This is a genomic window from Massilia horti (genome assembly GCF_004614195.1).
GTDB classification, from domain to species: Bacteria; Pseudomonadota; Gammaproteobacteria; order Burkholderiales; family Burkholderiaceae_D; genus Telluria; species Telluria horti.
In genome coordinates, this window is sequence record NZ_SPUM01000007.1 from 44,618 (window position 1) to 56,490 (window position 11,873).

14 protein-coding genes and 1 tRNA gene are annotated in these 11,873 nt (G+C 64.3%); 4 read left to right on the forward strand and 11 right to left on the reverse strand.

Translation table 11 applies throughout. From position 1 onward, the window contains the following. Nucleotides 1-16 precede the first annotated feature (16 nt). Complete coding sequence (locus E4O92_RS01125) at nucleotides 17-418, forward strand: site-specific integrase (RefSeq protein ID WP_229482878.1); 402 nt, start codon at nucleotides 17-19, stop codon at nucleotides 416-418. Between the two features lie 31 nt (nucleotides 419-449). On the opposite strand, the gene E4O92_RS01130 is transcribed toward E4O92_RS01125, so the two are convergent. Beyond that, nucleotides 450-534, reverse strand: a tRNA-Leu gene (locus E4O92_RS01130). 141 nt (nucleotides 535-675) lie between these two features. Here E4O92_RS01130 and E4O92_RS01135 point away from each other — a divergent pair. After that, nucleotides 676-2,643 (forward strand): APC family permease, encoded by a 1,968-nt coding sequence (locus E4O92_RS01135; protein WP_135187902.1) that lies wholly within the window; start codon nucleotides 676-678, stop codon nucleotides 2,641-2,643. 7 nt (nucleotides 2,644-2,650) lie between these two features. Here the strand turns inward: E4O92_RS01135 and E4O92_RS01140 are convergent, their stop codons facing one another. The 10 genes from E4O92_RS01140 to hutC form a co-directional block, all read right to left on the reverse strand. Further along, on the reverse strand, nucleotides 2,651-3,094 hold the full coding sequence (locus E4O92_RS01140) for a hypothetical protein (RefSeq protein WP_135187903.1): 444 nt from the start codon (nucleotides 3,092-3,094) through the stop codon (nucleotides 2,651-2,653). 215 nt (nucleotides 3,095-3,309) lie between these two features. Then, nucleotides 3,310-5,037, reverse strand: a complete 1,728-nt coding sequence (locus E4O92_RS01145; protein WP_135187904.1) for an ArnT family glycosyltransferase — start codon at nucleotides 5,035-5,037, stop codon at nucleotides 3,310-3,312. Nucleotides 5,038-5,177: 140 nt separating this feature from the next. Then, nucleotides 5,178-5,447 carry a type B 50S ribosomal protein L31 gene (locus E4O92_RS01150; protein WP_135187905.1) on the reverse strand — a complete coding sequence of 90 codons (270 nt, stop codon included), beginning with the start codon at nucleotides 5,445-5,447 and terminating at the stop codon, nucleotides 5,178-5,180. A gap of 146 nt (nucleotides 5,448-5,593) precedes the next feature. After that, complete coding sequence (locus E4O92_RS01155; RefSeq protein WP_135187906.1) at nucleotides 5,594-5,902, reverse strand: hypothetical protein; 309 nt, start codon at nucleotides 5,900-5,902, stop codon at nucleotides 5,594-5,596. 2 nt (nucleotides 5,903-5,904) lie between these two features. Continuing rightward, the gene (locus tag E4O92_RS01160) at nucleotides 5,905-6,234 is read right to left on the reverse strand and encodes a hypothetical protein (protein ID WP_135187907.1); all 330 of its coding nucleotides are present in this window, start codon (nucleotides 6,232-6,234) and stop codon (nucleotides 5,905-5,907) included. A gap of 2 nt (nucleotides 6,235-6,236) precedes the next feature. Then, nucleotides 6,237-6,500: a hypothetical protein gene (locus tag E4O92_RS01165; RefSeq protein WP_135187908.1), complete on the reverse strand. Its 264-nt coding sequence runs from the start codon at nucleotides 6,498-6,500 to the stop codon at nucleotides 6,237-6,239. A 123-nt stretch (nucleotides 6,501-6,623) separates the two neighbouring features. Then, complete coding sequence (rho, locus tag E4O92_RS01170) at nucleotides 6,624-7,886, reverse strand: transcription termination factor Rho (protein ID WP_135187909.1); 1,263 nt, start codon at nucleotides 7,884-7,886, stop codon at nucleotides 6,624-6,626. A 136-nt stretch (nucleotides 7,887-8,022) separates the two neighbouring features. Beyond that, a complete protein-coding gene (gene trxA, locus E4O92_RS01175; RefSeq protein ID WP_135187910.1) occupies nucleotides 8,023-8,349 on the reverse strand; it encodes a thioredoxin TrxA in 327 nt (108 codons plus the stop codon). A 219-nt stretch (nucleotides 8,350-8,568) separates the two neighbouring features. Further along, the gene (locus E4O92_RS01180) at nucleotides 8,569-8,964 is read right to left on the reverse strand and encodes a response regulator (RefSeq protein WP_135187911.1); all 396 of its coding nucleotides are present in this window, start codon (nucleotides 8,962-8,964) and stop codon (nucleotides 8,569-8,571) included. Nucleotides 8,965-9,058: 94 nt separating this feature from the next. Further along, on the reverse strand, nucleotides 9,059-9,775 hold the full coding sequence (gene hutC / locus E4O92_RS01185; RefSeq protein ID WP_135187912.1) for a histidine utilization transcriptional repressor HutC: 717 nt from the start codon (nucleotides 9,773-9,775) through the stop codon (nucleotides 9,059-9,061). Nucleotides 9,776-9,913: 138 nt separating this feature from the next. Here hutC and ada point away from each other — a divergent pair, with 138 nt between their 5' ends. Together ada and E4O92_RS01195 are read left to right on the forward strand one after the other, a co-directional pair. Next, complete coding sequence (gene ada, locus E4O92_RS01190; RefSeq protein ID WP_135187913.1) at nucleotides 9,914-10,981, forward strand: bifunctional DNA-binding transcriptional regulator/O6-methylguanine-DNA methyltransferase Ada; 1,068 nt, start codon at nucleotides 9,914-9,916, stop codon at nucleotides 10,979-10,981. After that, a complete protein-coding gene (locus E4O92_RS01195; protein ID WP_229482886.1) occupies nucleotides 10,930-11,667 on the forward strand; it encodes a 2OG-Fe(II) oxygenase in 738 nt (245 codons plus the stop codon). The genes ada and E4O92_RS01195 overlap by 52 nt, the downstream gene beginning before the upstream one ends. Nucleotides 11,668-11,873 lie beyond the last annotated feature (206 nt).

Consider the following 11,873-nt stretch of genomic DNA (forward strand, 5'->3'; position numbering starts at 1 on the left):
TATCGAACTAGCCATTTTGCGGCAGCAGCCAACATTCAGTCAAGCAACATTCAGTCAAGCCAAGCAACATTCAGTCAAGCAACATTCAGTCAATATTTATCAGGTCATAGGAGAGCAGTCTCTTCAGACTCGGTTACTGACGTGCGAGAATTTCAACATCGCGCGTGCGCTTGCCATTGCGCAAAATCCAGATATGGTGGTGGCGATCCGCGAGTTCCAATTCCGAGACTTACGCGCTAAGGCGGGTACCGACAAGGAAGAACAGCAGGGGATGCACGCAGCCAAAGATCAGCTCGGTCATGCCTCAGAGACAATGACACGGCGCTACATACGCTATCGGAAGGGAAACTATGTTGAAGCCGGCCAGGTAGATTTTGCGGGAAAGAGGCCGTTTTTTGCGGAAAAGCCTTCAAAGTAGCCTCATCCGCTGGAACCCGCATGGATACTAATGGTGCCGGGAGCCGGAATCGAACCGGCACGCCTTGCGGCGCGGGATTTTGAGTCCCGTGCGTCTACCTATTCCGCCATCCCGGCGACGCCCCCGCATTATCCTCGATTTGGATTGCTCGGGCAACAGTTTCCCGGCAGAGGGAACACGGCAGTGTCCGCCAGCCGCGTTAAAGCGTATCATCCCGGATTCCCCAGAAACAGAGCCGTCCCCGGACGGCGGACACAATGAAGAACAAGAAGATTCGCGAACTAATCCTCGGCAAGGCGCTCGACCCCCTGAAAAGCGAGACCCGCCACTCGATGGCGCTGGTGGCCTTTTTGGCCTGGGTCGGTCTGGGAGCCGACGGCCTGTCGTCGTCGTCCTATGGCCCCGAAGAGACCTTCCGCGCCCTCGGCACCCACACCCACCTTGGCCTGTACATGGCGATCGCCACCGCCCTCACGGTGTTTGTCATCGCGCTTGCATACAACCAGGTGATCGAGCTGTTCCCCACCGGCGGTGGCGGCTACCGCGTCGCGACCAAGCTGGTCGGACCTTACCTGGGCCTGATTTCCGGCTGCGCCCTGATCCTCGACTATGTGCTGACGATCGCGATCTCGATTGCGTCCGGGGTCGACGCGCTCGCATCCTTCCTGCCGCTCGGGTTCCAGCCATACAAGCTATGGGCCGAGGCCTTCTTCATCGCCACGCTGATCGTGATGAACCTGCGCGGGCTGAAGGAGGCGATCCAGATCCTGCTGCCGATCTTCGCCGGGTTCGTGGCCACCCACCTGGTGCTGATCGTGTACGGCATCGTCTCCCATGCCTCCCACCTGCCGCAGCTCGTGCCCAGCACAATCGCCGAAACGCGCGAGCTGGCCGGCAGCATCGGCTGGGCCGGCGTGGCCGGGATGCTGATGCTGGCCTATTCGCAGGGCGGCGGTACCTACACCGGACTGGAGGCGGTATCGAACAACGTCAACCTGCTGGCCGAGCCGCGCGTGCGCACCGGGAAGATGACCATGCTGTACATGGCGCTGTCGCTGGCCATCACCGCCGGCGGCATCATCCTGCTGTATTTGCTGTGGGATGCGCGCGCGGTGCCGGGGGAGACGCTTAACGCCTCGACCTTCAAGGCGATCATCGCGAGCATGGGCTTCGGCAGTCCCGTGCTCGACCAGGCGCTGCTGGTCGTGGTGCTCGCGTTCGAGGCGGGCCTGTTGTTTGTGGCCGCCAACACCGGCTTTCTCGGCGGTCCGGCGGTGCTGGCGAACATGGCTGGCGACTCCTGGATGCCGCACCAGTTCCGCTACCTGTCCTCGCGCCTGGTGACCCAAAACGGCATCGTCGTGATGGGCATCGCCGCGCTGTCGATCCTGTTCTGGACCGGCGGCCAGGTCACGCTGCTGGTGGTGCTGTATTCGATCTCGGTGTTCCTGACCTTCGCAATCTCGCTGTTCGGCCTGTGCCTGTACTGGTGGCAGAACCGCAAGCGCCAGGACAACCTGCCCTGGGTGCGTCGTTTCCTGCTGTCGCTGCTGGGCTTTTTGATCTGCGCCAGCATCCTGCTGGTGCTGCTGGTGGAGCGTTTTGCGCAGGGTGGCTGGGCCACCGCCGTGATCATCGCCGCGATTGCGGGCCTGTGCATCCTGGTGCGTAACCACTATCGCAAGACCAAGCGTGCGATCCGCTCGGTGGACCGGGTGTTCGCCAACCAGCCGTTCGGCCCTTTGGCCGGCACGGTCGAACCCGATCCTCAGGCGCAGACCGCGGTGTTCATCGTCGGCACTTCACGCGGCGGCGGTCTGCACGCGCTGCTGTGGGTGCTGCGCATGTTCCCGGACCATTTCAAGAATTTCGTGTTCGTCAATGCCCGCACCGTCGACGCCCATGTCTATGGCGGTGATGGGGCGGTGGAAAAGATGCGCGAGGACGCCGCCAAAACGCTCGAGTATTTTGTCGATTTCTGCCACAGCCACGGGATGGCGTCGTCCTCGTACATCGGTTTTGGCACAGATGCGGTGGACGAGGTGACCCGGATGTGCGAGCAGATCAGCCAGGAATTCCCGAATGCGATCTTCTTCACCAGCAAGCTGATCTTCGCGAAGGACAATTGGCTGATCCGGCTGCTGCACAACCAGGCGGCACTGGCGGTGCAGCGGCGGCTGCACCTGGAAGGCCTGCAGATGGTGATCCTGCCGATGAAGGTTTAAGAGTGTTCTAGCACGCGATGTGCTTTTGCAGCGCGACCAGCGTGGTGAACGGGCCGACGATTTCCAGGCTGTTGTCGCGCACCGTCACCGCGATTTCCTCGCGGCTGCCGGCGCGGTAGCGCACCGCGCCCGGGCCGCCGCCGGCTTGCGCATAGCCCAGCGCGCCGAGCGTCTGGTCCAGGGTGCCGACCATGTGGCGCGCGTCAAAGCGGGTGTTCACCACGAGCCGCCCGGGCGCGCCCACCAGAACCGGCAACAGGCCGCCGGCCAGCACCGGGACGACGATGTAGACCAGCGGGGCGGCCGGATCGAGCAGGTGGAACGCGACGATGATCGCTGGCAGGCCCAGCGCCAGGGTCAGGCCGAACAGCACCACCCGGCGCACGGCCGCCGCCGAATACAGAAGACGTGAAGCATCGCGCGCCACTGCGGAAATGGTAACGTTCTTCATCGTGGCTCTCCTTGTCGCTGGACGAACCGGTCCGGTCCTTTATCATTCTGTACGCTGAGGCCGGCGATGGTTTGATATTTCTCAAATGCCATGCTTTTTCGAAATGCACAGAATGTAACGGATGACACCTCCGGGGGGGCGCTCGGCGGCCTGCAGAAAGCAAAAGAGCCGCGCCAGTTGCCTGGCGCGGCTCGTCAAGCCGGAGCGTGTGCCGCTCAGCGGGTGCGCTGATACAGGCGGTAGCGCTCGACGCGATCGGACGGACGCCGTCCTTCCCACAGCAGGGTCCAGCCCTGCATGCGGTGGGCGGCCACGCCGTGGTCGCCCCCCTTCGATTTGACGCTGTCCTGTAGCAGCAGGTAGTCGCACTGGCCGCCGGTCACCCCGGCAAACGGCAGGTGCCCGAAATAGGCGAACGAGGCGCGTTGCGCCGGGCCGACGTCGGTGTCGATGCAGTTGGCGTCCGGTGGCAGCTTGGCCGCGATCTGCTGGGCCACGCTGGCGTAGCTCTTGCTGTAGTTCAGGTCGGGCAGGAACAGCGTCATCAGGAGCACCCACAGCAGGATCAGCCCGCTTGAGGACAGCACCACCGCGCGCCACAGCACCGACGGCTGGCGCGACAGGCGCCAGTGCACCAGCACGATCCAGCCGATGCTGGTTGCCGCCGCAACCACGAACGCCACCGGCCCGAATTCAGGCGTAAAGCCCGGCACCAATTTGAGTGCGTTGTGCGCCAATTGCGCCGGCCAGCCGGTCAGCTTGGCGATCCAGAACAGCCACACCAGGGCGCCCAGGGTGGTCAGCACCATCACCGAGAACCAGTCGATGGCGTTGATCGCGCCGCGCTTCATCGTCGGCAGGCCGAACGCGGCCATCAGCGCGAGCGGCGGCAGCAGCTTGAGCAGGTCGCCGTTTTCCGGTTGCGGGCCGGACACGATCAGCAGCGTGAGCGCGGCCACGAACGAGAGCGGCAGCACGATGTGCAGCAACTTCTGCTGGCGCCGCCAGGCCCAGATCGCCCAGCCGGCGAACGGCCAGGCCGGCCAGAAGAACCAGGTGCCGACGCGCAAGAAGCCGGTGATCGAGTGCCAGCTCGGCAGCCCGAGCTGGGTGGCGTTGTAGGCCAGCCAGGCGCGCACCGGCGACTGGCCGTACGGATGCAGCAGCATTGCCGGTACGATCCACAGCAGCGCGATCGCGAACCCGATACCGGACGCCAACGCCAGGTGGCGCGCGGTCGGCCCGGCGGGAATGTTCAGGAAACGGGTGCACAGGAACAGCGCCAGCACCAGCACGATCGGGGTCAGCGGACTGCGGGTGAGCACCAGCGCGCCCAGCGACAGCCCGACCAGCACCGCGTTGCGCATGCTTTGGGTTTCGACGTAGCGCACCGCGCGGTACAGGAAATAGGCCAGCAGGCTGCCCTGCAGCGTGACGGCCAGCGTCTCGTGGCTGTGCAGCAGCAGGCCGAGGCAGCCGAGGTAGATCAGGACCGCGGTGTCGGCCAGGGTGCGGCCGTAATCGTCCGGCTCAGGCTGCCCGCCGAACGCCAGCCGCAGCGGCTGGGCATCGGGGCGCCGCCCGAGGTGGAACGCGGTGTACCACAGCGACAGCGTGCCGACGACAAAGATGCCGATGGTCGACACGCGCGCGGCCAGCACGTCGCCCAGCAGCCAGCCGAACAGCTTGATGCACAGCGCCCCCAGCCAGAACGCGAGCGGCCCCTCGTTGACCGCTGGCAGGCCGGCGATGTTCGGCAGCAGCCAGTCGTGCAGGTTTCCATGCGCCATCGTCCACATGATGCCGAAGCTGCCGGCGTCGGTGTCGTCCTTCCACGGGTCGCGCCCGATCAGGCCTGGCAGGATGTACAGCAGGCCAAGTGCGAACAGCGCCCAGCGAGGCAGCGCGAGGGTGGCGGCGGCAGGGAGGCGGACTGGTTTCATCTAATAGGCGCAAGCAAGAAATGGTGGGGCGTAGTATAGCTGCGGAAAAAAAGAAAGGAAGCCAGCGGCCTCCTTTTCGGAGCTCGGTGGCTTCCTTGCAGGGAAAGCCGCGGGGGCTTTCCAGGCGATTTCGGCAGGAATTAGCCGTTGGCGACGGTGGTCTTGGAACCGACTTTGCCGAATTTCTGGCGGAATTTCTCGACGCGGCCAGCGGTGTCGACGATCTTGTGCTTGCCGGTGTAGAACGGGTGCGACTCAGCCGACACCTCGATCTTGACCAGCGGGTATTGCTTGCCTTCGAATTCGGTGGTTTCGCGGGTGGCGATGGTCGAACGGGTGATGAATTTGAAGTCGCACGACAGGTCGTGGAACACAACTTCACGGTAATCTGGATGGATATCGGTCTTCATGGTTTTGCCTTCGGTTGAGTTGGTAGCCAAACAGCACTTCGTCGGTCGCCTTGCTTCTTGACCCGATTGCCGATCACTTGCCAGGGGTTAGATACTGAACCGGCGATTATACAGCCGGAACTGGGGGCGAGGCAACCAAGACAGGGTCAGCGTGGCAACAGCGTCAACAGGGTGACGAACATGCCGCCGAAACCGAGCACCATGGTAATGGCCATGGTGGCCATCCAGCGCGACAGACGCGCGCTTTCGGCACGGATCTCTGCCTTGAGTTCGGCCTTGGTTTCCGCAAGTTTGGTCATGAACTCGCCCCTGAGTTCCGCCAGGTCGGTCTTGGTGGCCAGCAGGGGCAGGATGGTGTCGAAGCGGGTTTCGAGGATTGTGACCCGGCGATCGAGCATGCGCTCATCCTCGCTGCGCAGGGGGCCAGGGGCCGCGGTTTGGGGTTCGCTAGGCATGATCACAAAGGCGCCAGCTTAAGCAGCGCAGCCAATATGCCGCCGAAACCGAGCGCCATGGTAATGACCATCGTTGCCATCCAGCGCGACTGACGTGCGCTTTCGGCGCGAATCTGTTCCTTGAGTTCAGCTTTAATCTGCGCGAGTTTGGCCTCGAGTTCGGCGAACCTGGCCCTGAATTCGCCCCTCAGTTCCGCCAGGTCGGCTTTCGTGGCGAGCATGGGCAGGATGGTGTCGAAGCGGGTTTCGAGGATCGTGACACGGCGATCGAGCATGCGCTCGTCCTCGCTGCGCGGAGGGCCGGGGGCCGCGGTTTCGCGTTCGGTAGTCATGATCAGAAAGGCGCCACTTTAAGCAGCGCAGCGATCATTCCGGCGAAGCCAATTACCATCGTGATGAACATGGTCGCCACCCAGCGCGATAGACCGTTAATTTCCGATTTAAACTCGGCTTTCAGTTCCGCCCTCAGCTCTGCCAGATCGGCCTTGGTGGCCAAGGTCGGCAGGATCGTGTCGAAGCGCGTCTCCAGGATCGTCAGCCGGCGATCCAGTTGGTACGGATCGGGTTCATGTGCGGCGTAACGCTCGTTTGTGGCCATGTCGTCCCCATGCGAAAGCGCTCATTGTTTCAAAGCGAGGGCCGGGCGCATGGATGCACATGGTAGCGAACAAAAGAAAAGGGCGGCACACGCCGCCCTTGTTGCCGATGCTGCCGGTCGGCGTTAGCCGCCGCGGCGCATCAGGTCGAAGAACTCGGTATTGTTCTTCGTCGCACGCATCTTGTCGAGGATGAACTCCATCGCCTCGATCTCGTCCATCGAGTACAGCAGCTTGCGCAGAATCCAGATCTTCTGCAGCTGGTCCGGCTTGATCAGGAGTTCCTCGCGGCGGGTGCCAGACTTGTTCAGGTTGATCGCCGGGTACACGCGCTTCTCGGCCAGACGGCGCTCCAGGTGCACTTCCATGTTGCCGGTGCCCTTGAATTCCTCGTAGATCACGTCGTCCATGCGCGAACCGGTTTCGATCAGCGCGGTGGCGACGATGGTCAGCGAGCCGCCTTCCTCGACGTTACGTGCCGCGCCGAAGAAGCGCTTCGGACGCTGCAGCGCGTTGGCGTCGACACCGCCGGTGAGCACCTTGCCCGAAGCCGGAATCACCGTGTTGTAGGCGCGCGCCAGACGGGTGATCGAGTCCAGCAGGATCACCACGTCCTTCTTCATCTCGACCAGGCGCTTGGCTTTTTCCAGCACCATCTCGGCGACCTGCACGTGGCGCGTGGCCGGTTCGTCGAAGGTCGAGGCGACCACTTCGCCGCGCACCGAACGCTGCATCTCGGTCACTTCCTCGGGACGCTCGTCGATCAGCAGCACGATCAGGGTCACGTCCGGGTGGTTGGCGGTGATCGCGTGCGCGATGTGCTGCAGCATCACCGATTTGCCCGACTTGGGCGAGGCGACCAGCAGGCCGCGCTGGCCCTTGCCGATCGGCGAGATCAGGTCGACGATACGGCCGGTGATGTTCTCGGCGCCGTTCATGTCGCGCTCCAGGCGCAGCGGCTCCTGCGGGTGCAGCGGGGTCAGGTTTTCGAACAGGATGCGGTGCTTGGACGCTTCCGGCGATTCCCCGTTGACCTTGTCCACCTTGACCAGCGCGAAATAGCGTTCGCCATCCTTCGGGGTACGCACTTCACCCTCGATCGAGTCGCCGGTATGCAGGTTGAAGCGGCGAATCTGAGACGGCGAGATGTAGATGTCGTCGGTCGAGGCCATGTAGCTCGCATCGGGCGAACGCAGGAAGCCAAAACCGTCCGGCAGCACTTCCAGCGCGCCGTCGCCGAAAATCTGTTCGCCCTGTTTCGCGCGTTTCTTCAGGATGGCGAACATCAGTTCTTGTTTGCGCAGGCGAGCTGCGTTGTCGATATCGAGGCCGATCGCCATCTCCAGCAGCGCGGAGACGTGCATTGCCTTCAGTTCAGAGAGGTGCATGTGTTGGGTCCCGTGACGGGAAAATAAGGTAGGGGAGGGAGCTGCGTGGGTTAATCAAACTGGGAAGGCACCAGGGTTGGCGTCCTCCCCGTCCGGATATGGCGGCAGTGCCTTGCGCGCTGCCGCCGCTATGGTATCAGATATTGCTGTCGATGAAGGAGGTCAACTGGCCCTTTGCCATCGCGCCCACCTTCTGCGCCGCCGCGACACCGTTCTTGAACAGGATCAGGGTCGGGATGCCGCGGATGCCGAACTTGGCCGGCACCGCCTGGTTGGCGTCGACGTCCATCTTGGCGATGGTGATCTTGCCGTCGTATTCCTTGGCCACTTCCTCGAGGATCGGGGCGATCATTTTGCAGGGACCGCACCACTCGGCCCAGAAATCGACCAGAACCGGGCGCTCGGACTTGAGCACGTCGGCTTCGAAAGATGCATCGCTGATGTGTTTGATGTTTTCGCTCATGTTTTCCTCAATGAGAGGTAAGGATCAAATAACGCCTGCAGCGCCGTGAACTGGGGCGCTCGGCCGTGCTTCCGCTAACTATAGACCGGATGCAACACAATGGTGGAGGCAAAGTGTGCAACAACAAAGTTGGAAGGGCGGCAAGAGGACGACAGGCGGGGAATTAGCGGGAATAATAACCTATTTTGCTGAAAAGTGTTCGGCCGTTTGTACAAAATCTTAACACATCACGATTGCGCGCAACTGCTCGATGTCGATCGGCTTGCGGAACACGCCCGTCACGCGCAGGCCGAACACCCGCGCCAGCTCGTGTGCCGCCTCGCGCACGCCCGCCTCCATGCCCGACAGCAGCACCACGCGCCCGGAAAAGCCCTGGCTTGCCGCCGCCTGCAGGAACTCGATGCCATCCATCTCGGGGATGGCCAGGTCGCAGATCAAGAGGTCCGGCGCGCGGGACGCCAGCGCCGCCAGCGCGGACCTGGCCTCGGTTTCGGCGATCACCTCGAACGGGCCCAGCGCAGCGAGCATGTCGGCCAGCAGTGCAAGCACGAAAGGATCGTCATCGAGCAGCAGCACGCGCGGGGCGCGCCCGGCCGGTTCGGCGGATGTTGTCATACGAATGGTATCGCTGGGATAGGGACCAGCTGGTCATTATCGCGGAGTTTCCCGGCGTAGGATAGTGTCCGCGCCAACTTTATTGATGAGAATGTCAGACGCTGCCGGTGAACTGGCACAACTGCCCCGGATGCCACATCGTGACCACCGACGCCACCCGGCCGGCCGAGGTGGTCTTGCGCTTGAGGACCAGGCAGCAGGCGTGCGGCTCGATCGCCAGCATTTCGGCGATTTCGCGCGGCGCCGGCAGCGCCTCGATGCTGTAGGTCGCCCCCTGCAGCGGCGCGGCCGCCATCAGGTGCTCGTTGGGCGTGACGACCGAGAAATCCTGTTCCAGGTAGGCCGGCGCGCAGTCCGGGTTGACCCAGCGGTCCTCGACCTGGATCGGCACATCGTTCTCGAAATGGATGATCACCGAATGGAACAGGCGTGCGTCCGCGGTCAGCCAGAACTGGCTTGCCAGCGCCTCGCCGGCGTTTGCCGCTTCCAGGAGCCGCAGGCGGCTGCGGTGGGCTCGTCCGCGGGCGCGGATCTCGTCGGCGATGTTGCGGATCTCGACCAGCGTCGTCTGGTACTTGCGCGCCGCGACAAAAGTGCCCGAACCCTGGCGCCGCACCAGCACCTGTTCGGCGGTGAGCTCGCGCACCGCGCGGTTGACTGTCATGCGCGAGACGCCGAACTGGCGCACCAGCGCCTGCTCGGAAGGCACCAGGTCGCCCTCCTTCCAGCGTCCGGAAGCGATTTCGCCTACCAGGTAATCCTTGATGCGCCGGAAAATGGGAGCGCTGTCTTGCGCAATCTGATCGTCCAAACTACTCTCCGAGTGCAGGCCGGGTAAGCGCGGCCGAAGACCGGATTCTAGCACTGCCGATTCGAAAGCAAGACCCGGGGTGCCGGATCGGCGCGCCGCCGCTAGGATCAGGTCATTGCAAACGAAAGAGGAAGTGCCATGCAACCAGCAACCTCCACAGGCTTTGCCAGCGACGACGAGCGCTGGGCGGCCGTGTGCCGCCGCGACGCTCAAGCGGACGGCGTTTTTTATTATTCTGTGCGCAGCACCGGCGTGTACTGCCGTCCGTCGTGCCCGTCGCGGCCGGCGCGGCGCGAGAACGTCGCCTTTCACGCCAGCGCTGCGCTGGCCGAGGCGGCCGGCTTTCGACCCTGCCTGCGCTGCCGCCCGACGCTGCCGCCGCTTAAGCAGCGCCAGGCCGAGGCGGTGGCGCGCGCCTGCCGCCTGATCGACGAAGCCGAGGACGAACTGGATCTGGCGGCCCTGGCACAAGCCTGCGGGATCAGCCGTTTCCACCTGCACCGGCTGTTCAAGGCGCACACGGGAATCACGCCCAAGGCCTATGCGGCGGCGCGCCGCGCCGAGCGCGTGCGCCAGCAGCTGGCGCAAGGGGCGAGCGTGACCGAAGCCGTGTACGAGGCGGGATTTAATTCGAGCGGACGCTTTTATGCGGAGGCGAACGGCATGCTGGGCATGACGCCGACGCGCTTTCGGGCCGGCGGGCAGGGCGAGGCGATCCGCTTCGCGGTGGCTGGCTGCTCACTGGGCGCGATTTTGGTCGCCGCCACCGGCAAGGGAATCTGCGCGATCCTGATCGGCGACGAGCCGGAGCCACTGGTGCGCGACTTGCAGGACCGCTTTCCGAACGCCGAACTGCGCGGCGCCGAAAGCGACTTCGAGCGCACGGTGGCGCAGGTGGTCGGTTTCGTCGAGGCGCCCGGAATTGGCCTGTCCCTGCCGCTGGACGTACGCGGCACCGCGTTCCAGCAGCGCGTGTGGCAGGCGCTGCGCGAGATCCCGGCCGGGCAGACGGTCAGCTACGCCGAACTGGCACAGCGTGTCGGCCTGCCATCGGGCGCGCGAGCGGTGGCCGGCGCCTGCGCCGCCAACCCGGTCGCGGTGGCGATTCCCTGCCACCGGGTGGTGCGCAACGACGGCTCGATCTCCGGCTACCGCTGGGGCGTCGAGCGCAAAAAGGTGCTGCTCGAGCGGGAGCGGGCCAAGTGAGCGCGATCGACTGGGAGCGCGTCGGCGCCGAGCTGGACGACTTCGGCTGCGCCGTCATCCCCGGGCTGCTGACGCCCGGCGAGTGCGCGGCCTACCTGGCGAGCTATGCGAACGCCAGCCTGTTCCGCAGCCGGATCGTCATGGAACGCCATGGCTTCGGGCGCGGCGAGTACCAGTACTTTGCCTACCCGTTGCCCGCGCCACTGGCACGGCTGCGCACCGCGCTCTACCCGCCGCTGGCGCAGATCGGCAACCGCTGGCAGCGCGCGTTGGGGCAGGACGAGCGCTTTCCCGCGACTCATGCCGACTACCTCGCGCGCTGCCACGCCGCCGGGCAGCTGCGGCCCACGCCGCTGCTGCTCAAGTACGGGGCGCTCGACTACAACTGCCTGCACCAGGACCTGTACGGCGAGCTGGTGTTCCCGCTGCAGGTCGCGGTCCTGCTGTCGCGGCCCGGCGCCGACTTCACCGGCGGTGAGTTCGTGCTGACCGAGCAGCGCCCGCGCATGCAATCGCGCGCCGAGGTGGTTCCGCTGGAGCAGGGCGACGCGGTGGTCTTCCCCGTGCACCACCGCCCCGTGAACGGCACGCGCGGCGTCTACCGGGTCAACATGCGCCACGGAGTGAGCAGGATCAGGAGCGGCAACCGGTACACCCTGGGCGTGATCTTCCACGACGCGGCGTAGACCGGTAAGTGTGGGTTTCGTAGGGTGCGCACCTGTGCGCACGCGGAGCAAACTCTGCGCAACCGTACAGCGTGCGCTACAGCACACCCTACGAACTTCCCCCGGCTTTCAGCCGAGCCGATGCGCGGCGAGTTGACCATTGCGCAAACTTCTATACACTCTGCTCTTTGTTTGTGCGTCCCCGACCAAGGGCCCGCCACCTCACG

Excerpts from the sequence above, each read along its gene's own strand:
- E4O92_RS01160 (WP_135187907.1), bottom strand. The coding sequence starts at position 6,234 with ATGACTACCGAACGCGAAACCGCGGCCCCCGGCCCTCCGCGCAGCGAG.
- trxA (WP_135187910.1), bottom strand. The coding sequence starts at position 8,349 with ATGAGCGAAAACATCAAACACATCAGCGATGCATCTTTCGAAGCCGAC.
- E4O92_RS01140 (WP_135187903.1), bottom strand. The coding sequence starts at position 3,094 with ATGAAGAACGTTACCATTTCCGCAGTGGCGCGCGATGCTTCACGTCTT.
- E4O92_RS01150 (WP_135187905.1), bottom strand. The coding sequence starts at position 5,447 with ATGAAGACCGATATCCATCCAGATTACCGTGAAGTTGTGTTCCACGAC.
- E4O92_RS01145 (WP_135187904.1), bottom strand. The coding sequence starts at position 5,037 with ATGAAACCAGTCCGCCTCCCTGCCGCCGCCACCCTCGCGCTGCCTCGC.
- rho (WP_135187909.1), bottom strand. The coding sequence starts at position 7,886 with ATGCACCTCTCTGAACTGAAGGCAATGCACGTCTCCGCGCTGCTGGAG.
- ada (WP_135187913.1), top strand. The coding sequence starts at position 9,914 with ATGCAACCAGCAACCTCCACAGGCTTTGCCAGCGACGACGAGCGCTGG.
- E4O92_RS01165 (WP_135187908.1), bottom strand. The coding sequence starts at position 6,500 with ATGGCCACAAACGAGCGTTACGCCGCACATGAACCCGATCCGTACCAA.
- E4O92_RS01155 (WP_135187906.1), bottom strand. The coding sequence starts at position 5,902 with ATGCCTAGCGAACCCCAAACCGCGGCCCCTGGCCCCCTGCGCAGCGAG.
- E4O92_RS01180 (WP_135187911.1), bottom strand. The coding sequence starts at position 8,964 with ATGACAACATCCGCCGAACCGGCCGGGCGCGCCCCGCGCGTGCTGCTG.
- E4O92_RS01135 (WP_135187902.1), top strand. The coding sequence starts at position 676 with ATGAAGAACAAGAAGATTCGCGAACTAATCCTCGGCAAGGCGCTCGAC.